Here is a 19868-nt window from a genome sequence, read left to right on the forward strand (position 1 = left end):
TGGCGGGCCGGGCGACCGGACCGCCATCATGACCGCCATGACGAGCACAGAACGCCATGAAGCGCCCCGGACCGCCGATGAACGCACCAGCCTGGAGGGGTGGCTGGACTTCCACCGCGCGACCCTCGCCCTCAAATGCGAGGGGCTGGACGACAAGCAACTGCGCGAGGCGTCGGCACCACCGTCCGAACTGACCCTGCTCGGCCTCGTACGGCATATGGCCGAGGTCGAGCGGAGCTGGTTCCGGCGGGTGTTCGCCCACCAGGACACGCCGCCGATCTGGTACAGCGAGGAGGACCCGGACGGGGAGTTCCACATCACCGACGGGGACACCGCGGAGAGTGCCTTCGCCATCTGGCGGGACGAGATCGCCAAGGCCAAGGAGGCCGCCGCGGGCCACTCCCTGGACGATGTCGTCACCCGTCCCGGCCGTGGGGACTACAACCTGCGCTGGATCTACCTGCACATGATCGAGGAGTACGCCCGCCACAACGGCCACGCCGACCTCATACGCGAACGGATCGACGGCGTCACCGGCGAATAGGCGCATATCGAGGGCGCCCCGGGGTCAGTGGGCGTGGTGGTGCTCGTGATCGTGGCCGTGGCCGTGGCCGTCGCGGTGGTCGTGGCCCGGGGGGCGTTGCGCCAGGGCGAGGGTGCGGGCGGTGACTTCGTCCGCGGCCACGGCGCACCGGCCGGCGAGCGTGTCCTCAAGGGCGGCCAGCCAGAGCCGGTAGTAATGATACGGCTCGCCGGGTGCCGCCGCGGCCTCCCAGGCCGCGATCCGGGCGATCAGCGCGGCCTGGAACTCCGGCCAGGTGAACGCGCCCGCCTCGTACAGGCTCACGGCCATGCCGAAGGCACGGCTCTCCCAGGGCTCGGCGAACACCAACTCGCCATTGGAGCGCGGCGGTGCGGCCGGGCCCTCGATGTCCAGCGGCGCGGTCATGGCGCCGCCACCTTGGCCACGCCGACCATTGCCTCCCGGGTCACCAGCGGCACGAGCTGTGCCTCGGAGAGGTGCTCGGTGCCGGCCGGACGCTCGGGCAGCACCAGCCAGCGCACCTCGCTGGTGGAGTCGTGGACGGTGATCCCTACGTCGCCGCCGAGTTCGAGGCCCATCTCGGACAGCACCGTGCGGGGCTCCTTGACCACGCGTGCGCGGTAGGCCGGGTCCTTGTACCAGCTCGGCGGCAGGCCGAGCACCGGCCACGGGTAGCAGGAGCACAGCGTGCACACCACCACATGGTGGGTGGTCGCGGTGTTCTCCACGACGACGATGTGCTCGCCCTGCGGCCCCGAGAAGCCGAGTTCCTCGATGGCCGCCGTGCCGTCCTGGAGCAGCCGCCGCCGGTACTCCGGGTCGGTCCACGCCCTGGCGACGACCTTGGCGCCGTTGAGCGGGCCCACGTTGGTCTCGTAGGTGGTGATGATCTCGTTCAGCACCTTCGGGTCGATCAGGCCCCGCTCGGTGAGCAGTTGCTCGAGCGCCTCGGTGCGCAGGGCCACGGGAGGGGCCTCATCCGGTCCGCCATCGGTGGTGGTCATGAGGTGGCCTCCAGATAGTTCTCGAACAGCTCGGCGGTGACCGCGAAGGGCTCGGCGTCGGCGCCCCACAGGTCGCGTGAGTCGAAGCGCACCGAGTAGACGTACTGCGGGTTCTCGCCCTGGAAGTGAGCATTGGTGTCCGGCAGTACGAAGGCGGGCCGGACGGCCTCGACGACTCCGGTGTGTCCCCGTGCGTAGCCCGGCAGCCGGGTGTGCCCGGGCACCGACACCGCCTTGGCCCGTACCCGCTCGCCGACAGCGAAGGCGGGCGCGGTGTCCACCGGGCGCAGCGAGCCCTCGGCCGTGGGCGCGTAGTCGGGCACGGCGGGCTCGGGGATCGGCGGCTCCTCCACGCCCTCGCCCCGCAGGTTGCGGGCGCGGGCGCGGATCGCGCCCGGCGCGAGGACGGCACTCTCGGTGAGCATCAGCTCCGCGCCGTTGAGCCAGCGCCCGTAGTAGCCGTCGTCCAGGTAGGCGGCGCGGTCCAGGCGCTCGAGCCCGTGCCGGAAGGCGTCCAGGTTGACGCCGCCGAAGGCGATACGGCTGGAGATGCCGGCCAGCGCGAAGGCCCGGCCCTGCCAGGGCTCCTCGAAGACCGGTTCATCGCGCCTCGGCGGATGAACGGGACCCCATCCCGGGGTGCCGCCCATATCAGCGATGCCGTCCATGGCACGCCTCCCCACATGACCACATAGCGGGACTATGGGCCCGAATCGTATGCGCCGGGTGTCATCCGGGCCGCGATGACGGCGCCGCGAAGGCCCCGGGACCGCACCCGAACGCTGCGATCCCGGCACCTGGGCGGCTCAGACCAGGGCGCGGCCGAGGAAGTCGCGGATGTACTCGGTGATGGGCCGCAGATGGCTTTCGAGGGCGAAGTGCCCGGAGTCGAGCAGGTGGATCTCGGCGTCGGGCAGATCCTGGCCGAACGCCTCCGCGCCCGCCGGGCCGAAGATCTCGTCGTTGGCGCCCCAGACCGCCAGCAGCGGGACCCGGGAGTCGCGGAAGTACTGCTGGACCCGCGGGTAGAGGTTCACGTTGGTGGGGTAGTCGCGGAAGAGCTTGAGCTGGATCTCGTCGTTGCCGGGCCGGTCCAGGAGCGCCTCGTCGTGCACCCAGTTGTCGGGGCTGACCAGGGTGGGGTCGGCGACTCCGTTCAGATACTGCCAGCGAATACTCTCGGCGGTCAGGGCGCCGCGCATGGGGGCCTCGGTCTCCGGTCCGGGCGCCTCGGCGTAGGCGAACACGCCGTCCCAGAACGACTTGACGAAGCCGTCGACGTAGGCGTTTCCGTTCTGGGTGATGATCGCGGTGATGCGGTCCGGGTCGCGCAGCGCGAGCCGCCAGCCGATGGGGGCGCCGTAGTCCTGTACGTACATCGCGAACCGGTCGACACCCAGGCTCTGCAGCAGACCCGAGGTGACCTGGGTGAGGGCGTCGAAGGTGTAGGGGAAGTCCTGCAGGGAGGGCATCGCCGACTGGCCGAACCCGATGTGGTCGGGGGCGATGACGCGGTACCGGTCGGCGAGTGCCGGGATCAGGTGGCGGAACATGTGCGAGCTGGTCGGAAAGCCGTGCAGCAGCACCACGACGGGCGCCTGGGGGTCACCGGCCTCCCGGTAGAAGACCTCAAGGCCATCGACGGTGGCGGTGCGGTGGTGGACTACGGTAGTCATCACTCTAACCTTTCTACGCGACTTCAGTGGTTACACGACCCAGTCGAGCACGCCGAAGCTAACCAGTCAAGATGACTTAGAGGGTTAGATTGAATCCTGAGTTGAATCCGGGGCCACCGTCTCCGTACGGCGGGGCCCTGATTCAAGCCTCCGCCCGCCCGCGGCCGTCGGCCAGTGCGGTCGGCACCGAGGCGCCACCACCGCATGGCCGCCCGGCACAGGGACCCGAGACCCGGCACACCCGCTCGCACGCTGCGCTAACCTGTCACATGAGGCAAAACGGTTAGGACGTGTCATGGTGACCACGAAGGAGCAGCAGGACACGCTGCTGGAACTCCTCAACAGCACACCGGTGGTCCGCGGGGTCGTCCAGGACCAGTTGGCGGATCCGGAAACGGCGAGGCCCTGGCAGCAGGCGCACGGCGGCAGCGGCACCCCAGAGGAACACGCCTGGCTCCTGCGGGCGCGGGACGCGCTGCAGGACGTGGTGCGCGGCGGCCGGCCGGCCGCTTCACTGGCTCCGCTCCTCGACGGGGTCACCTCCCGCCCGGGGGTCTCCTCCGAGGGGGTGTCCTGGGAGCTCGACGCTTCGGAGGAGCGCCGGATGGCGGTGGAGGCGGTGCTGGCCTGGAGCGCGCTGCGGGAGACGATGTCCGGGCGGCTGCGGCCGTGCGCCAACCCGGAGTGCCGGCGCTTCCTCCTCGACCGCAGCAAGACCAACAAGGCCCGCTGGTGCTCGATGGCGGTCTGCGGCAACAGGATGAAGGCCAGGCGCCACTACCAGCGCACCCGCGACGGAGCGGCCGAGTAGCCGTCGCCACGGCAGCAGCGGCAGCGGCAGCGGCAGCGGCAGCGGCAGCGGCAGCGGCAGCGGCCGGAGCCTCCGGTCTCTGGTCGGCCTCTAGTCCTCGACGGCGCCCTCCAGAGCCAGCGTCAGCCGCAGGATGGCGGCTCGTACCCCGTCGCCGTACGGGTCCTCGCCGAGCGCACCGGCGGCCGCCCGCGCCAGCGCCAACTGGCCCCGGGCCGCCTCCTCCTGGCCCAGCTTCAGATAGCCGCTGGCCACATTGAGGTGGAGAGAGGGGAAGAACGCACGCGGCGCCAGGGCCCCGGTGAGCCCGTCGGCGGCGGCGAGCGCCCGCAGGTTCCAGATCAGCTCGTCGAGCGGATCGTCCTGGGTGTCGGCCAGATAGTGGGCCAGGGCGCAGCGGTGGAAGGGGACGCCGTCCCGTTCGATCTCCTGCCACAGCGCGGCGAGGCGATTGCGCGCCTCCTCCCGGTCACCGCCCCGGTGCAGCATGACCGCCTGCCCGATCCTGGTCAGTACGGCATCGCCCTTGGGCGCCTCCCGCTGCGCTTCCGTCATCGCGGCCTCCCGTCCTTCGAGCGGAGCTAGGGGGTCTCCTGCGGATCATGCACCGTTCGTCCGGCCCCGTTCGGCGTGTCGTGGTTCGGCGGGGTTCCGGGGGTGTCGTCCTTCGGCGCGCCGTAGCGGCGGGCCAGTTCGGCGACGGCGCAGGCGACGGCCGACCGCAGCTCGGGCGGCCCCAGCACCTCGGCATCGGTGCCCAGCCGCAGCATGTCGTGGACCGCGACCGGCAGCGACTCCACGGGGAGGACGACACGCCGGCGCCCCCGGTCGTCGGGCGGACCCGCCGCGGCCACCGCCTCCGCGCCCACCGCCCCGAACTGCATCGGGACCAGCTTCACCCCGCGTTCGGAGAGCAGGAGTTCGGCCTCGCCCTGGAACCGCGAGGACTCCAGGCGGCGGGACGACTCCTCCCAGTAGGCGGCGAGGTCGAACCCGGCGGGCCGTTCGAAGACGTCCTCCAGCACCTCGGCGGCGAGGATCCGGGAGACCCGGTAGCTGCGCACGGTGTCCTCGACCCTCGCCACCAGGTACCAGATGCCGCCCTTGAGGATGAGGCCCAGCGGGCACAGCTCCCGCCGCACCTCGCCGCGCCAGCGGCGGTAGTGCACCCGCAGGACCCGCAGCTCCCATACGGCCTCGGCGGCCGCCGCCAGATGGGGCACCGGCTCGGCGTCCCGGAACCAGCCCGGCGCGTCGAGGTGGAAGCGCTCCTGGATGCGGCGGGAGCGCTCCCCCAGCTCGGCTGGGAGCGCGGCCCGCAGCTTGAGCTGGGCCGTGGCGAGGTCGGCGCCCAGGCCCAGCTCGGCGGCCGGGCCCGGCATCCCGGCGAGGAAGAGCGAGTCGGCCTCGTCACCGGTGAGCCCGGTCAGCCGGGTGCGGTAACCGTCGAGCAGCCGGTAGCCCCCGGCCGGGCCGCGGTCGGCATACACCGGCACACCGGACGCGCTCAGCGCCTCCACATCGCGGTAGACGGTGCGTACCGAGACCTCCAGCTCGGCGGCGAGCTCGGGCGCGGTCATCCGGCCCCGGTTCTGCAGCAGCAGAAGCAGCGAAAGAAGGCGGTCGGCGCGCATGCGGTCCATTGTGGCCGCCGTACCTGACAAAAGATGTCAGGTACGGCGGCCAGAGTGGCTTCCACAGCCGGTCGACAGCCGATCCGGCCCCTGATCAGCCCCTGACGGCCCCTGAAAGGACCCGCCATGACCACGCACACCACCGGGCACTTCACCTACGCCGACTGGAAGGAGACCGCCCTCGAAGAGGCCGAGGACGGCGGCGCGAAGCTGGCCCAGGCCGTGGTGACGAACGCCTTCTCGGGCGGCATCGAGGCACCCCGGACGACCTGCAATTACGCGATCACCTATCTGTCCGACAAGACCGGCGTCTGCTGCGGCTACGAGCTGCTGACCGGCACCCTCGACGGGCGCGCGGGCAGCTTCGTCGTACTGCAGCACGGTAGCTGGGGCGAGGACGCCACCGTCCACTGCACCTTCGAGGTGGTGCCCGGATCCGGCACCGGCGAGCTGGCCGGGCTCACCGGATCGGGCACCTTCGCCGCCGTACGCGGGGAGACCGAGATCCCCTACAGCTTCGACTACACCCTCTAGCCGTGTCGTCCGGTCAGGCGCCGAGGTCCGGGATCCGCCAGTCGATCGCAGTGTGTCCCTGGGCCTTGACCGCCTCGTCGATATGAGTGAAGGGGCGCGAGCCGAAGAACTTCTTCGCCGACAGCGGGGACGGGTGCGCCCCCTTCACCACCGCATGCCGCGACGCGTCGATCAGCGGCAGTTTCTTCTGGGCGTAGTTCCCCCAGAGCACGAAGACGGCCGGATCGGGACGCGAGGCCACCGCGCGGATCACCGCGTCGGTGAACTTCTCCCACCCCTTGCTCTTGTGGGAGTTGGCCTCGCCGCCCCGGACCGTCAGCACCGCGTTGAGCAGCAGCACACCCTGCCGCGCCCACGGCATCAGATAGCCGTTGTCGGGCACCGGGTGGCCGAGCTCCTCCTTCATCTCCTTGAAGATGTTCCGCAGGGACGGCGGGGTCTTGACGCCCGGCCGCACCGAGAAGCACAGACCGTGGCCCTGACCCTCGCCGTGGTACGGGTCCTGCCCGAGGACGAGCACCTTCACCTGGTCGAACGGCGTGGCCTCCAGAGCGGCGAACACCTCCTCGCGCGGCGGGTACACCGGCCCCTTGTCCCGCTCCTCCTCGACGAACTCGGTGAGCTCCTTGAAATAGGGCTTCTCCAGCTCCTCGCCGAGGACCCCGCGCCAGGACTCGGGCAGCACATAGGGCACGTCTACAAACCTCCGGTCGTGTTCCGTCTACGGCACAGAACCTACCGGCGGCCGCTGACAACGCCTCATGTCGACCGGGCACCGGCCTGCGGTGCCCATGGCGCGGAGTCGGACCGAGCGCCGGTCAGCCGATCCCGGCGCCCAGCCGGTCAGCCGATCCCGGCACCCAGGAGGATGCCGCCGTCCACGACGAGCGTCTGGCCGGTGACCCACGCCGCCTGGTCGGAGGTGAGGAACGCGGCCGCGCCCCCGATGTCCTCCGGCGCGCCGAGCCGCTTCAGCGGATAGGCCGCGGCGGCCTCCTCCTCCCGCCCCTCGTACAGGGCGGTGGCGAACTTGGTCTTCACCACCGCCGGCGCGATGGCGTTGACGCGGACCTGTGGGGCGAACTCCTGGGCGAGCTGCACCGTGAGGTTGATCATGGCGGCCTTGCTGACGCCGTACGCCGCGATGAACGGCGAGGACGACATCCCGGCGAGCGAGGCGATATTGACGATCGTGCCGCCGTTCTCCTGCTGCCATGCCTTCCAGGTCCGCTGGGCGAAGCCCAGTGCCGAGACGACGTTGGTCTCGAAGACCTTACGGATCACATCGAGGTCGAGATCGGCGATGGGCGAGTAGACCGGGTTGGTGCCGGCGTTGTTGACCAGGTGGTCGATCCTCCCGAACGCCTCCATCGTCCGCTCGACGGCGGCCGCCTGGTGCGCCTGGTCATGGGCCTTCCCGGCGGCGTAGATCGCACGGTCGGGCCCGAGCCGCTCCACGGCCTCCTTGAGCGCGCCCTCGTTGCGCCCGGTGATGCACACCCGGTCGCCGCGGGCCACCATCGCCTCGGCGATGGCGTAGCCGATCCCCCGGCTCGCCCCGGTGATGAGCGCGGCCTTGCCGCTGTCCTGTATCTGCGCGGTCATCTGGTGGTGACTCCTGATCAGTTGAGCGGGCCGCCGGCCACGTACAGGACCTGGCCGGAGACGAAACCGGCCGCCTCGCCGGTGAAGAAGGCGACCGCGTTGGCGATGTCGCCGGGCACGCCGACCCGCTGCACCGGGATCTGGCTCGCGGCGGCCTTCTGGAAGTCGTCGAAGCCCATGCCGACGCGCTGGGCGGTCGCGGCGGTCATGTCGGTGGCGATGAAACCGGGGGCCACGGCGTTGGCGGTGACGCCGAACTTGCCGAGCTCGATGGCGAGGGTCTTGGTGAAGCCCTGCATTCCGGCCTTGGCCGCGGAGTAGTTGACCTGGCCGCGGTTGCCCAGCGCGGAGCTGCTGGAGAGGTTGACGATCCGGCCGAAGCCGGCGTCCACCATGTGCTTCTGGCAGGCGCGCGACATCAGGAACGCGCCCCGCAGATGCACGTTCATCACGGTGTCCCAGTCGGACTCGCTCATCTTGAAGAGCAGATTGTCGCGGAGCACGCCCGCGTTGTTGATCAGGATCGTCGGCGCGCCGAGCTCCTCGGCGACACGCGCGACGGCGGCCTCGACCTGCTCGGCGTCCGACACATCGCAGCCCACGGCGATGGCCTTGCCACCCGCCTCGGTGATCTTCGCCACGGTGTCCGCGCAGGACCCCTCGTCGAGGTCGAGCACGGCGACGACGCGACCCTCCTCGGCCAGGCGCACGGCGGTCGCCGCGCCGATGCCGCGGGCCGCGCCCGTCACGATGGCAACGCGCTGCTCGGTGGTGGACATGCGGGTTCTCCCTCGCATCGATGGCGGCTCACCGTCCCGGCCCCGGGAGTGAGCAACCGCTTAGTCTCTCCTGCGCACGAGACGCTATGAGGCCCGCCACCGCCTGTCAACGACCGCCCTTATGTACTCGCTCACCTCCGGGCGCTTTCACCCGGTGTGTCACCGCACCAGCAAATCGAGCAACCGCTCGACCTCCGCCTCCGCGTCCGCCGTCAGCCCCGTGTGCACCGGCCCCGGCTGGACGACCGTGGAGCGCGGCGCGACCAGCCAGCGGAAGCGCCGTCCCGGGTCGTCCTCCGCCGCCTGACCGGCCCGCTCTCCCCCGCAGCAGACGCACTCCACCGCGCGCAGCGCGGCCCGTACCGCCCGCACGTCCGCCGAGGGGTCGAGGGCGCGCAGCCGGTCCTCGTCCAGATGGACCCGGGCCGCTACGAAGGACGTGGCGCGGCAGTAGACGACGACGCCCGCGTTGATCTGCTCACCGCGCTCGACCCGGGGGACGACCCGCAGCACGGCGTATTCGAAGACATCCCGGCCGTTGTGGAACCCGCTCACTTCGACGCCTTTCCATCGACCCACACCCGCAGCCACTCCGGGGCCTTGGACGGCTCCTCACCGGCGCGCTCGCCGAGCGTGACCCTCGCTCCGACCGTGGCCGCCCGCTCCAGCAGCACCTCGACATAGGCGCGGCGCACCGCGTCCGGGCCGTCGAAGCCCGGCTCGTCGGTCAGCCACTCGTCGGGGACGTCCGCCACCACCTCGGTGAGCAGCTCCTCGGTGATCAGCGGCGCCAGGGCCTCGGCCGCCGCGGCGACATCCGGTGCGAACGGCGCGAGAACGTGCTCGGAGGCGTCGTACGGCTTGCCGGCGGCCTTGTCCAGGCCGCGCCAGCCGTGGTGCCAGATCATCGTGGCGCCGTGGTCGATGAGCCACAACTGCCCGTGCCAGACCAGCATGTTGGGGTTGCGCCAGGAGCGGTCCACATTGCCGATGAGCGCGTCGAACCAGACGACCCGGCCGGCCTCCTCCGCGCCCACCTCGAAGGCGAGCGGGTCGAAGCCGAGCGAACCGGGGAGGTAGTCCATGCCCAGGTTGAGCCCGCCGCTGGCCTTGAGCAGCTCCTGCACCTCCTGGTCGGGCTCGCTCAGACCGATCACCGGGTCGAGCTGGATCCGCACCAGATCCGGGACCCGCAGCCCCAGACGACGGCCCAGCCGACCGCAGACGACCTCGGCGACGAGGGTCTTGCGACCCTGCCCGGCGCCGGTGAACTTCATGACATAGGTGCCCAGATCGTCCGCCTCGACGATGCCCGGCAGCGATCCGCCTTCACGCAATGGCGTGACATAGCGGATCGCGGTGACTTCGGTCAACATTTTCCCAGGTTATCCGACCTACTGGCCTTGCAATCCATGAAATTCCAATGACTGCCCGGGTATGCAGCGGAATACCGCGCGACCGCATCGCACAGTCCCACCGCTGGCACGAGGCACATCCGAAGTCCGGCAGCGAACGTCTCCCGCCCGCAAAACGACGCGTCAACGCCCTGCGAACACCATCCCGGCCGGATACCCAACGAGCACCCGTATGGGACCTGATGCGGTAAGGCGCCTGCTCGGCCAGGGTGCAGATCAACCACGGCCGCACGCCTGCCCGCGTTGAATGGCCGCGCGCTCCAGCCGGTGCGGTCGATCGCCTTCCACCGTTCGTCGGTGAACCTCCGCCTGCAGTCGGCGCACACCGGACGGCGCGCTTCCCGCTCGGCCTTCTACTCCTCGGCCGCACGGTGCAGCTGCTCCTTGTACTCCGCTCGCGGGCCAGGGCGATTGCAAAGTCTTGGTGATCTTGTAGGTGTGCACGTCATGGACGTGCGGCGGGCGGGTCCACTCAGGTGAGGAGTTTCGCGAGCTGGGCCATCTCGGCGGGCGGGTCGATCACCGGCTGCATGAGGAGTTCGTCGATGCCGGCCTGTTCCAGGGCGGTGATGCGGGTGAGGATGTCGTCGCGGGTGCCGACCAGGGCCAGGGTGTTCATCAACGAGGGCAGGACCAGGTCGCGGTCCTGCGGTGCAATGCGTCCGAGGTAGTTGGGGTAGAGCTTGGTGTACCGGTCCGGTGCGGTGGAGGTGGTGCCGCGCCGGTCAAGGAGCCGCCGCACCGCCTCAACTTCCTCAGGGCCGAGTTGCTCGGCGAAGGCGGGTGTGTCGGCGGCGAAGGCCAGTAGCGACATGACGAGGTGGCCTGTGGCGTCCCGGGCCGGGTCGCCGTGGGGGTCCTCGTCCTCGTCGAGGAGGTGGAGCGAGGTGACCACGTAGGAGTCCGCCCGGGAGTCCGTGTGGGGGTCGGGGTCATGGGGTGTGGCCTGGGCGGCGTGGCGGCGGGCGTCGTGAAGCGCGTGCCAGGCGGTGGGGTCCAGCAGGCCGAAGGAGATGAGGCCGGTTCCGCGGCGGCCGGCGACGGCGGCGGCCTTCGGTCCGAGCAGCGCGGCCACGACGAACTCGATCGGGTCGGCGGTGTTCACATGCGCCCCGGTGTGCAGGAACCGGATGTCGCGGACCCGGTCACCTTCGCGATACTCCGTCGACCTTCCGGCGCACAGGTCCTGCAGTGCGGCGGTGAAGTTCTCCAGCCTGGCCGCAGTGGTCGGACGCATGCCCAGGGTGCGCCGGGCGGTGTTTCCGGTGCCGACCCCGCAGATGATCCGGCCCGGTGCCAGGGCGTTGAGGCTGGCCAGCCCGCTCGCGGCGGCCGGGGCCGAGCGCAGCGCCGGTGAGGTCACGCCGATGCCGAGTCTGATGCGGCTGGTGGCCTTCGCACACAGGGTCAAGGCGACGAAGGGGTCACCGTGGACCATCGGGGTGTCGTGGACCCAGAAGCTGTGCAAGCCCATCTCCTCGGCCCGCACGGCGAGGTCCTCCACACCGGGGTGCGCGGCGACAATGACGCCCGTGCGCATCAAGACCTCCAAGGTGTGCGGATGGAATCGAACGTGCTCAGCATGACAGTTCCCGGCTCAGGGCCGTTGCGGAGTCGCGTGATCTCGTACCGTCGCAGGCCGGATGGCCGTGCCTGACGCAACGAAGCACCGTTGATGCAGATGACCTTCCCAAGTCGTCTGCCTGCAACGGAGCTTGAATGTGCCGTCAGTCTGCCACGCCGTGTCTCGTCAAGACCCTGCCGCCGCACCGGGTGGCGGGCATGTCGCTGACGGAACGGCTGGTCAGGTTGCCGGACCCGCGTCGTAGGCGGGGAGTACGTCATCCGTTCGTGAGTGTGGTGCTGATCGCGGCGTCCGCGGTGGTGGCCGGCGCCCGCTCGTACACGGCGATCGGGCAATGGGCCGCTGCGGCCCCGCAGACCATCCTGGCCCGGCTGGGTACACGGGTCGTCGGCGCCTTCGCGGTGCGTATCGCGCCCAGTGCCGCGACCATCCGCCGGGTGCTGGAGCGGGTTTGCCCCAGGTGGGCTGGCCGACTTGGCCGGTGGCGATCCGGCCGGGGCCACCACACTCGCGGTGGACGGCAAGAGTGCCCGCGGCTCCGGCAACGGCCACGTCCCGTCCGCACATCTGCTGGCCGCGATGACCAGCGACGGGCAGACGATCAGTCAGCTACGGGTGCCGGACAACAGTCGGCCAGGACTCGTCCCCAGCGAGCTGGCGCACTACGGTCGCTGACCCTGGGGGCTGCGTGGCGCCGGGGCCTGGGTCGAGATCGAGGTCAGTGGGCACGGGGAGCCCGCAAGAGCGCCGCCCCATACGGCTGGGTAGGGTCGCGGTACCCGAGCTGGAGAGGTGTTTGCATGGCCAACGACATGGTGATCGCGCAGACGACCAGCGACGACGAGGATCAGGCAAAGGCGCTGGCCAGGGGCGCGGTCGAGAGCAAGCTGGCAGCGGGCGTTCACATCGATGCGCCGATCACCGCCTTCTACTGGTGGAAGAGCAAGGTCGAGACGGCGCGGGAGTGGCGGATCTCGTACATGACTACGACAGACCGTCTTCCGGCGCTGGAGGCGTGGCTACACGAGCAGCACCCGTACGACGTCCCCCAGTGGATCACGCTGCCCGTGACCGGTGGGTCGGAAGCGTACTTGTCCTGGGTTGTCGAGGAGACGGCACGCGCCTGACGGCCGACGGGCCGTACGACGGCGTTCGCGTCCTGAACTTAGGACTCCTAACAAAACTGGTGGGCTTGACCGGGTCAGAGGCTTGACCTGGTCGGAGGTTGGTGTCGCACACGAGGCAGCCGGGTAGCGGGAGGCGGTCAGCCGCGTAATCGCACGCGATAATCCCGGCGACATCGGCGATCATCCCCGGGATAGTGGTCGCCCATGGATGAGGTCAAAGTCGTCGTCGCCCATTCCGAGCGCGCGACCCTGCGCGTCGGCGACGTGTTCCTGAAGGTGGACACCGATCAGGCGCGCATCGACGTCGAGGTCGAGGCGATGGCCTTGGTGCCGGTCCCAACCCCGGAGATCCTGTGGCGCAAGCCGCCCGTGCTCGCGATCGCCGCCGTCCCGGGGACGGCGCTCGGCCGTCTCGGTGAGCCGTCGACCGGGTCGCCGGCGGCGTGGGCCGCGGCGGGTGCCGCCATCCGGAAGCTGCACGAGGCGCCGTTGCCGCCCTGGCCCGGCCGGCGCCGCCGGGGTCCCGACGAGTTGGTGGCGGAACTCGACGGCGAGTGCGAGTTGCTCGTGACGAACGGCGTCCTGCCCGCCGACCTGGTCACCCGCAACCGCCAGGTCGCCGAGGCCGCGATCCGGCCGTGGACTCCGGTGTTCACGCACGGCGACCTGCAGATCGAGCACGTCTTTGTCGACGGCGGCGAGGTCACCGGCATCATCGACTGGTCCGAGGCGGGCCGGGGTGATGCCCTGTTCGACCTCGCCACCTTGACGCTCGGACACGAGGAGCACCTCGACGACGTCATCGCCGGTTATGGCACCGACGTCGACCTCGACGTGATCCGCGCGTGGTGGTCGTTGCGAAGCCTGCTGGGGGTTCGCTGGCTGGTCGAGCACGGCTTCGACCCGTCCGCGCCGGGCTGTGAGGTCGACGTGCTGAGATCCCGGATGTGAGGCTGCGCGAGCCCCGACTGCTGCAAGTGCGTCCTGACGCATCGAGCAGGCCATCCCCTGGGGCGCATCGCCTGCCCTTGCTCTCAACAAAGTGCGGCGCGAAGTCGTCGCCGGCAGATGACGGCGCAACCGAGGGTGACGAACGCGCGGTGGATGTCGTCGCGGATCTCCCAGCGGATGCGCAGGCGGCGGAACCAGTGCAGCAGCGCGATCGCTCCTTCCACGACCCAGCGGTACCCGCCCAGGCCGGAGCCGTGCCCGGTGCCGCGCCGGGCGATGCGCGGGGTGATCTGGAACCGGCGGACCTTGTCCCGGTAGACCTCGTGGTCATAGCCGCGGTCGGCGTACAGATACTTGGGGCGGCCCAGTGGCCGGCCGCGCTTGCCGCGGATCGGCGGGACGGCCTGGATCAGCGGGATCAGTTGGGTGACGTCGTTGCGGTTACCGCCGGTGGTGATTGCCGCGAGCGGGATGCCGTGCGCCTCGACGATCAGGTGGTGCTTGCTGCCGGCCTTGCCCCGGTCCCCCGGGGACGGACCGGTGGCCGGCCCCCCTTCAGCGCGGATGTAGCTGGAGTCGACCGCGGCGCGGGAGAAGTCCAGCAGGTCTGCGGCCCGCAGCTCGGAGAGCGACAGCTCGTGCAGGCGCTGCCAGACCCCGGCCTCGTTCCAGTCCCGCAGCCCGCCAGCAGGTCATCCCCGAGCCGAAGCCCAACTTCTGGGGCAGAAACTCCCAGCGGATCCCGGTGTACAGCACGAACAGGATCCCGCATAGCGCACTTGCGACTATCCAGACGCTTACGACCTGGACGCCGCGGATTACGCGGGACGACCGGCAGCAGCGGCTCGATGCGCGCCCACAACTTGTCGTCGATCTCCCACGCTCGGGCAGCGGTCTTCCTCGTCTCGACTGGCTCGCACCCCTTCGGCCAGCATCAACGAGAACTGACACACCGTCATTCCCGGAGGTCCAGAAACCTCCTTTTGTCAGGAGTCGTTAGGGAGGTCGTCATCACGCTTCCTGCGCCGGGCCATTGAGGGGAGGCATGCTGTGGGTTGGCCACGCGGCCGCCGCGCCGGACGGCATCTTTGCTGATGCGGGGATTGAGGTCGTGCTCAGCGGATGAACGCCAGGACCATCGAGGTCGACGCGGGCCGCCTGTCGCTCGTGACCCATCCGGACGCGATCAGCAGGCTCTGCAAGCGGCCGCGAAGAGCTGATATTCAGTCGGCGGTGCGGGTTCGGACGGCGTAGTGGCCGCGGCTGCCGACCTGTGTGCGGCACGCGCCCGCAGGGTCCGCCACAGTCGTACCGCCCATCGCGGCCGGTCGTCGTCCGCCTTACGGCGGGCGCGAGGATCACTGCAGGGAACCGATCTCTTTCAGCCGATCAAGGTAGTCCTGGGGGATGCGGCCGTTGCGGTCGGGACCGACGTTCAGTAGGTACAGCGCGTTGCCGGCCTTGGCCTTGTGGAGGTTGTCGATGATCTCGGCGGCGGGGCGGGGGGTGCCGGTCTCGGTGGTGTGGAACCAGGTCCGATTCTGGTCGAGCGTGTCGCTGCCGTCGGTCGGGCGGGGGCTGTCGGCGGGCGGCATACCCTGGACCGGGACCTCGTAGACGATGACGTCGGTGGTCTGCAGGGTGCCGAGATGGTCGTTGTTGGCGACGACCGTGCGAGGGGAGACCTTGCGGATCATGTCGCGGACCGGCTGGTAGGGGATCGTGGAATACGGTACGGACCAGCCCCAGCCGTCGAACCAGAGGTAGTCGATCGTGCCGTAGCGGGTGAGGAGTTCGCGCAGCTGGTCCTTGACGAGCGCCAGGCTGTCGCCGTTATGGCGGTCCCAGATGGAGAAGTAGAGGCCGACCTTGAGGTGGTTGGCGTGCATGGCCTTGACGTAGGCGCGGATGATGTCGCCCTCGCCGTTCTCGTAGGGCGCGGCGGCGATGTCATGGTCCGAGTAGTGGGTGGGCCACAGGGCGAAGCCGTCGTGGTGTTTGGCGGTCAGCACGCCGAACGTCATGCCGGCGGATTTCATGGCCTTCGCCCACTGGTCGGGGTCGAGGCCGCTGGGGTTGAAGGCGGCCGGGTGTGCGTTCGGGTCGGCCCACTGCTCATTGGTGTACGTCGACATGTTGTAGTGCAGGAACATGCCGAAGGGGTTGTCCTTCACCCACCGTTGCGCAACGGGGGACGGCGTGATGACGGCGTCGCCGAACGCCTGGACCTCGGCGAGGGACAGGTAGCCGGTGCCTTGAAGCTGGACGCGTAGATAGCGGGCGGAGCGGTTGAGGGCGATCCGGGTGGAAGGCCCGTCGAGGGTGTTGATATGCCAGGAGCTGACGCCGGGCTGCTTCCTGGCCTCGTCCACGTTGGTGGCGGTGATGGGCTGGTCGGACGCCAGGACCCAGGCGTCGGAGAGCCGGTCGGCGCAGCAGTCGGTACGGTTCCACACCACGATCGAGCCGAGTTTCCGCGAGGTGCCGAGGTCGGCCTGCCACCAGGGCTGGAACTCCTCGGTGGTGTGGGAGACGGACTTGTTCTCGTACCGGCCGTCCGTGTTGGCGTCCACCGCCCGGTCGGCGGTGCCGCCGAAGTCGGTGCTGCTCTGGCTGGTGGTGGCGCCGAACGCGTAGTCCCGTGGTTCGCTGCCGGGCGGTGGCGCGGGGGTGTGGGCCATGGCGGTGCCGCCCGCGACAGCCGTGCTCAGAAGGCTCAGCGCGGTGAGCGCACAGGCCAGCGCCATCTTCAAGGAATGTTTCACGAGCGTCCCAATCTCACGTGAATTTCCTATAGGATTTTCCCCTGGTGGCGGCAAGTCAAGAGGGGCGACAGGGATCGGGCGGCCGGGGCCGCCCACAGGTGGGTCCGCATGGCGGTCGTGGCCCTCGGATGGACCGCGACCACGGCGTCGACGATGCGTCGGCATTCCTTCCCGGTGACGCCCGCGAGCCCCGGCAGCAGTGTCAGCCGGAACGCCCGCAGGTGGCAGGCGTTGGTCCAACGGGGCGGCGTGGCTTGACGTTCCCCGAGAGTTCGGCGAGCAGATCGTGGAGGCGGCCGCGTCCTGATTGAGTGGAATCCTATTGGATTATCTCCTGGGGTTATCACGTCTGTTCGATGCCGACTTCGGGGTGGCACGCCGACGACGGGTCTCGGCTTGGAGCCTCATCACCCTCGTGCCAGGCGGCGTCGGCCCCATGACCATCGCGGTCCTCCTCACGCAGACCGTTGGTGCCGCCAGCCAGCAACTCGGCCTGACCGCACTCAACATTCTGGCGCTCGCGGGCCGGGGCAGCTCGGTCCACACCGCCGTCGGCTTGCGTACGGCAGGGGTCGGCACGCTGCGAGCTGGGGCACGAGACGGAAGCGGGCGGTGTGGTCAGCTGGGGAAGCGCTTTTTCAGGGGCAAGTAGCTAGCCGGCTCCGCCATGGGGCGCCGGGCGAAGGCCGGGGCGTGCTCCGGGCGCGGGCCAAACGCGACCAGGCGGGAGGGGAGTTGGCGGAACCCGGGCAGGTACCGGGTGGCCAGGACAATCGAGGTGGGCGGGCCGACTCGGCGGCCGGTGAGGACCGGGGCGAAGAACCCGTCGTGCAGCATCAGCTGCACGCGCTGCATGATCACTGTGGGCCGCCACCGCCGCCGCTGGACCTTTGCTAAGCCGGCGGTGGTCAGCCGGTCCCGGCGCAGCGGTTCGACGAGCAGCGTGGCCGCCGCGACCGCGTCCTGGATGGCGAGGTTGATCCCCATTCCGCCGGCCGGGGACATCGCGTGGGCGGCGTCGCCGATCATCAGGAGGCCGTCGGCGTACCAGTGCGGAAGCCGGTTGAGCCGGACGTCGAGCAGGTGGACGTCGTCCATGCTCGGGAGCTGGTCGACGCGGTCCGCGTACTGCGGCATCAGGTCGGCGATCCGCGCCCGGAAGCGTTCGATGCCTTCGGTGCGCAGACGGGCATCGGATCCCTTCGTGGTGAAGTAGGCGATCTGGAAGTAGTCGTTCCTGGTGAGGCTCAGGGCGAACTCGCCGGCGCGGAACGCGGCAACCTGCCGGGGCTCCTGGGCCTGCTCCGCGGCATACCTGGGCAGCCGGAACCACCAGGTGTCGAACGGGACCGGGAACTCCTGCGGCACCAGACCGGCGTCCTGGCGCAGCGCGGAGTGGCGGCCGTCGGCCGCGACGGTGAGGGTGGCGCGGATCTCGCCCTCCTCGCCGTCCTGGGTGCGGTAGCGGACGCCGACGACCTTGCCGCCCTCCCGGATCAGCCCGGTCGCCACGGTACTCATCCGCAGGGTGAACGACGGTTCGCGCCGGGCCTCCTGGGCAAGCAGGTTGAGCAGGTCCCACTGCGGGATCATCGCGATGTAGTTGTACGGCGCCGGCAGGGCCGCGAAGGCGGTCAGCCGCATACGGCCGCCGTCCTGCGTGGGCACCACCATGTCGCTGAGCTTGGTCTGCGGCAGCGAGGCGAACTTCCGGCCCAGGCCCAGCTCGTCCATCAGTCGCACGGTGGACGCGTGGACGGTGTCACCGCGGAAGTCGCGCAGGAAGTCGCCGTGCTTCTCCAGCACGGTCACCTCGATTCCGGCCCGCGCCAGCAGCAGGCCCAGCATCATGCCTGCCGGCCCGCCCCCGGAGATGACGACGCTCATGGCACTCCCCCCTCATTCCGAGTGGAACTCTTGTATAGAGTACCTTTGGTACGGTCTCAGATGTCAAGTCGTATCATGTTGCACATGCAGGACGATGAGCAGATGCGGGATCTAGTGGCCGCCGCCCTGGCGGCGGCGAAGGAACGCGGCCGGGACGTCGCGGACGTCCCGCTGACAGCGATCGCTGCGGCGGCTGGCGTCTCCCGCAGCACACTGCTGCGCCGGCTGGGCGGCTCACGGGGCGCGCTGGACGAGGCGATCCGGCGGGCGGGCGTAGACCCCGGCGGTCGGCGGCCGGTCCGCGAGCGCGCGATCGAGGCGGCGGCGCAGCTCGTCGCCGAGCGGGGCCTCGGCGCGATGACCCTAGACGCCGTCGCGGAGCGGGCCGTGTGCTCGCTTCCCAGCTTGCACACGGTCTTCGACGGCCGCGACGGCCTACTCGGCGCCGTCTACGAACTCTACGGCCCGCTACCCGACTTGGAAGCCCTCACCGCCGACCCGCCGGAGCGCCTGGAGGACACTGTGCAGGCGCTCTACCGGGCCGTGATCATGGCGTTCGACCGCGAGCCGCGCGTGCTCCCGGCGATCTTCGCGGACCTCTTCAGCCGACCCGACGGGCCCGCCGCGCGAGCGATGCGGGCGTACCTCCCGCGCCTATTCGACAGCCTCGCCCGGCTCCTGCTGCCGCACGTGGAGACGGGCCGGATACGACCACTGCCACTCCCGATCCTGGCCCAACTCCTGCTGGGTCCGATGATCACCCACATCCTCACGCGACCGCTCCTCGAACCCATACAGAGCCTTGACCTCCCACCCATGAACGAGGTCTGCGAACTCTTCACCGAGGCATACCTGCACGCGGTCACACGGCAGGAATAACAGGCGTCTGCGGGCAGCAATGTGGACAGGATCCGGACTGTGGTGGTCTTGCCGGCCCCGTTGGGTCCGAGCAGGGCGTAGACGGTGCCTGCGGGGATGGTCAGGTCGACGCCCTCTCCCAGGCCCAACGGCGCCTCGTCGACCGCCTCTGCAAGGTCGGCCAGTACCCCGCTCTGCCGCTGCCCAACTCCGCGCACCGACGTCTGACGGTGAATCCGCCGAACGGCCGGTGCCCGGCCGCTGACGGAGGCCACCGTCTCAAGGCCGAGCAGGTCGCTGCCGAACAGTCGGTGGCGGACCAGGTCGATGCTGCGCCAGTGCTCACGCACGGCGTAGATGTCGTAGCGCATGAAGTCGCCGGCGATGCAGATCAGCCTCGGTCGGCTCCACAGCACCTGGGCTGCGGCCGTGCCCCCTAGCGGTCGCGGACCAGGTGCTCGAACTCGGCCCGGTGGTCCATCAGCCACGCGAGGTAGAACAATCTCTGATGGATCACCCCTGCGTCGGTGCCGCGCTTGTACTCGACGATCATGGGAGCCCCGTTCTCGTCGATCCCCAGGGAGTCAATCCGCCCGCCGTGGACCGGCCCCGCCCCAAGGGGCCGCGCCCATGGACGCCGGTCCGGCCGGCCCAAGGCGACCGGATACAGTGCGCGAGACGGCAGCCTGGTCA

At 70.0% G+C, this 19868-nt stretch carries 22 protein-coding genes and 4 pseudogenes; 9 read left to right on the plus strand and 17 right to left on the minus strand.

Annotated elements, in window-relative coordinates:
• Positions 1–37: 37 nt before the first annotated feature.
• Positions 38–544, plus strand: coding sequence for a DinB family protein (locus STRVI_RS25815; protein WP_043239792.1), 507 nt, complete (start codon positions 38–40; stop codon positions 542–544).
• A gap of 24 nt (positions 545–568) precedes the next feature.
• Here the strand turns inward: STRVI_RS25815 and STRVI_RS25820 are convergent, their stop codons facing one another.
• The 4 genes from STRVI_RS25820 to STRVI_RS25835 all read right to left on the minus strand — a co-directional run bounded on the left by STRVI_RS25820 (position 569) and on the right by STRVI_RS25835 (position 3224).
• Positions 569–949 (minus strand): nitrile hydratase accessory protein, encoded by a 381-nt coding sequence (locus tag STRVI_RS25820; protein ID WP_014058577.1) that lies wholly within the window; start codon positions 947–949, stop codon positions 569–571.
• Positions 946–1548 carry a nitrile hydratase subunit alpha gene (gene nthA, locus STRVI_RS25825; RefSeq protein ID WP_014058578.1) on the minus strand — a complete coding sequence of 201 codons (603 nt, stop codon included), beginning with the start codon at positions 1546–1548 and terminating at the stop codon, positions 946–948. The genes STRVI_RS25820 and nthA overlap by 4 nt, the downstream gene beginning before the upstream one ends.
• A complete protein-coding gene (nthB, locus tag STRVI_RS25830) occupies positions 1545–2216 on the minus strand; it encodes a nitrile hydratase subunit beta (RefSeq protein ID WP_014058579.1) in 672 nt (223 codons plus the stop codon). Before nthB ends, nthA begins: the two co-directional genes overlap by 4 nt.
• A 138-nt stretch (positions 2217–2354) precedes the next feature.
• Positions 2355–3224 (minus strand): alpha/beta fold hydrolase, encoded by an 870-nt coding sequence (locus tag STRVI_RS25835; protein WP_014058580.1) that lies wholly within the window; start codon positions 3222–3224, stop codon positions 2355–2357.
• A gap of 295 nt (positions 3225–3519) precedes the next feature.
• Here STRVI_RS25835 and STRVI_RS25840 point away from each other — a divergent pair, with 295 nt between their 5' ends.
• Positions 3520–4035, plus strand: a complete 516-nt coding sequence (locus STRVI_RS25840) for a CGNR zinc finger domain-containing protein (protein WP_014058581.1) — start codon at positions 3520–3522, stop codon at positions 4033–4035.
• Positions 4036–4125: 90 nt separating this feature from the next.
• Here STRVI_RS25840 and STRVI_RS25845 read toward each other — a convergent pair whose 3' ends face one another.
• Together STRVI_RS25845 and STRVI_RS25850 are read right to left on the minus strand one after the other, a co-directional pair.
• Entirely contained in the window at positions 4126–4590 is a 465-nt protein-coding gene (locus STRVI_RS25845) for a hypothetical protein (RefSeq protein ID WP_014058582.1), read from the minus strand.
• A 26-nt stretch (positions 4591–4616) separates the two neighbouring features.
• A complete protein-coding gene (locus STRVI_RS25850) occupies positions 4617–5678 on the minus strand; it encodes a helix-turn-helix transcriptional regulator (RefSeq protein WP_014058583.1) in 1062 nt (353 codons plus the stop codon).
• Between the two features lie 117 nt (positions 5679–5795).
• Here STRVI_RS25850 and STRVI_RS25855 point away from each other — a divergent pair, with 117 nt between their 5' ends.
• Positions 5796–6203, plus strand: coding sequence for a DUF3224 domain-containing protein (locus STRVI_RS25855; protein ID WP_014058584.1), 408 nt, complete (start codon positions 5796–5798; stop codon positions 6201–6203).
• A 13-nt stretch (positions 6204–6216) separates the two neighbouring features.
• Here the strand turns inward: STRVI_RS25855 and ung are convergent, their stop codons facing one another.
• The 6 genes from ung to STRVI_RS25885 all read right to left on the minus strand — a co-directional run bounded on the left by ung (position 6217) and on the right by STRVI_RS25885 (position 11542).
• A complete protein-coding gene (gene ung, locus STRVI_RS25860; protein ID WP_014058585.1) occupies positions 6217–6897 on the minus strand; it encodes a uracil-DNA glycosylase in 681 nt (226 codons plus the stop codon).
• Between the two features lie 149 nt (positions 6898–7046).
• Positions 7047–7808: an SDR family oxidoreductase gene (locus STRVI_RS25865; protein WP_014058586.1), complete on the minus strand. Its 762-nt coding sequence runs from the start codon at positions 7806–7808 to the stop codon at positions 7047–7049.
• A gap of 17 nt (positions 7809–7825) precedes the next feature.
• Positions 7826–8587, minus strand: a complete 762-nt coding sequence (gene fabG, locus STRVI_RS25870; RefSeq protein WP_014058587.1) for a 3-oxoacyl-ACP reductase FabG — start codon at positions 8585–8587, stop codon at positions 7826–7828.
• A gap of 159 nt (positions 8588–8746) precedes the next feature.
• Positions 8747–9142: a DUF3037 domain-containing protein gene (locus STRVI_RS25875; protein WP_014058588.1), complete on the minus strand. Its 396-nt coding sequence runs from the start codon at positions 9140–9142 to the stop codon at positions 8747–8749.
• Entirely contained in the window at positions 9139–9963 is an 825-nt protein-coding gene (locus STRVI_RS25880) for a HipA family kinase (RefSeq protein WP_014058589.1), read from the minus strand. Before STRVI_RS25880 ends, STRVI_RS25875 begins: the two co-directional genes overlap by 4 nt.
• Before the next feature lie 511 nt (positions 9964–10474).
• Positions 10475–11542 (minus strand): LLM class flavin-dependent oxidoreductase, encoded by a 1068-nt coding sequence (locus STRVI_RS25885; RefSeq protein ID WP_014058590.1) that lies wholly within the window; start codon positions 11540–11542, stop codon positions 10475–10477.
• Positions 11543–11784: 242 nt separating this feature from the next.
• Between STRVI_RS25885 and STRVI_RS54805 the strand changes: the two are divergent.
• From STRVI_RS54805 to STRVI_RS25900, 4 genes and pseudogenes are all read left to right on the plus strand, one after another.
• Positions 11785–12030, plus strand: a pseudogene (locus STRVI_RS54805) (transposase family protein); the annotation flags it as partial.
• A gap of 31 nt (positions 12031–12061) precedes the next feature.
• Positions 12062–12262 (plus strand): hypothetical protein, encoded by a 201-nt coding sequence (locus STRVI_RS54810; protein ID WP_050993754.1) that lies wholly within the window; start codon positions 12062–12064, stop codon positions 12260–12262.
• Positions 12263–12387: 125 nt separating this feature from the next.
• A complete protein-coding gene (gene cutA, locus STRVI_RS25895; protein WP_014058591.1) occupies positions 12388–12714 on the plus strand; it encodes a divalent-cation tolerance protein CutA in 327 nt (108 codons plus the stop codon).
• A gap of 204 nt (positions 12715–12918) precedes the next feature.
• Positions 12919–13665, plus strand: a complete 747-nt coding sequence (locus STRVI_RS25900; RefSeq protein ID WP_014058592.1) for a phosphotransferase family protein — start codon at positions 12919–12921, stop codon at positions 13663–13665.
• Between the two features lie 83 nt (positions 13666–13748).
• On the opposite strand, the pseudogene STRVI_RS48600 reads toward STRVI_RS25900, so the two are convergent.
• A pseudogene (locus STRVI_RS48600) lies at positions 13749–14539 on the minus strand (IS5 family transposase).
• 484 nt (positions 14540–15023) lie between these two features.
• A complete protein-coding gene (locus STRVI_RS25905) occupies positions 15024–16430 on the minus strand; it encodes an alpha-L-fucosidase (protein WP_014058594.1) in 1407 nt (468 codons plus the stop codon).
• Between the two features lie 370 nt (positions 16431–16800).
• Between STRVI_RS25905 and STRVI_RS56470 the strand changes: the two genes are divergently transcribed.
• Entirely contained in the window at positions 16801–17082 is a 282-nt protein-coding gene (locus STRVI_RS56470; protein WP_435532625.1) for a hypothetical protein, read from the plus strand.
• Here the strand turns inward: STRVI_RS56470 and STRVI_RS25910 are convergent.
• Positions 17049–18317, minus strand: a complete 1269-nt coding sequence (locus STRVI_RS25910) for an FAD-dependent oxidoreductase (RefSeq protein WP_014058596.1) — start codon at positions 18315–18317, stop codon at positions 17049–17051. The two genes, STRVI_RS56470 and STRVI_RS25910, sit on opposite strands and share 34 nt — an antisense overlap.
• Before the next feature lie 84 nt (positions 18318–18401).
• Here STRVI_RS25910 and STRVI_RS25915 point away from each other — a divergent pair, with 84 nt between their 5' ends.
• Positions 18402–19196, plus strand: coding sequence for a TetR/AcrR family transcriptional regulator (locus STRVI_RS25915; protein ID WP_167543221.1), 795 nt, complete (start codon positions 18402–18404; stop codon positions 19194–19196).
• Between the two features lie 2 nt (positions 19197–19198).
• Here the strand turns inward: STRVI_RS25915 and STRVI_RS53660 are convergent.
• Both STRVI_RS53660 and STRVI_RS25920 read right to left on the minus strand, forming a co-directional pair.
• Positions 19199–19312: pseudogene (locus STRVI_RS53660) on the minus strand (ATP-binding cassette domain-containing protein); the annotation flags it as partial.
• A 116-nt stretch (positions 19313–19428) separates the two neighbouring features.
• A pseudogene (locus STRVI_RS25920) lies at positions 19429–19830 on the minus strand (DUF5655 domain-containing protein); the annotation flags it as partial.
• Positions 19831–19868 lie beyond the last annotated feature (38 nt).

Source organism: Streptomyces violaceusniger Tu 4113, from assembly GCF_000147815.2.
In the GTDB taxonomy this organism is placed as follows: Bacteria; Actinomycetota; Actinomycetes; order Streptomycetales; family Streptomycetaceae; genus Streptomyces; species Streptomyces violaceusniger_A.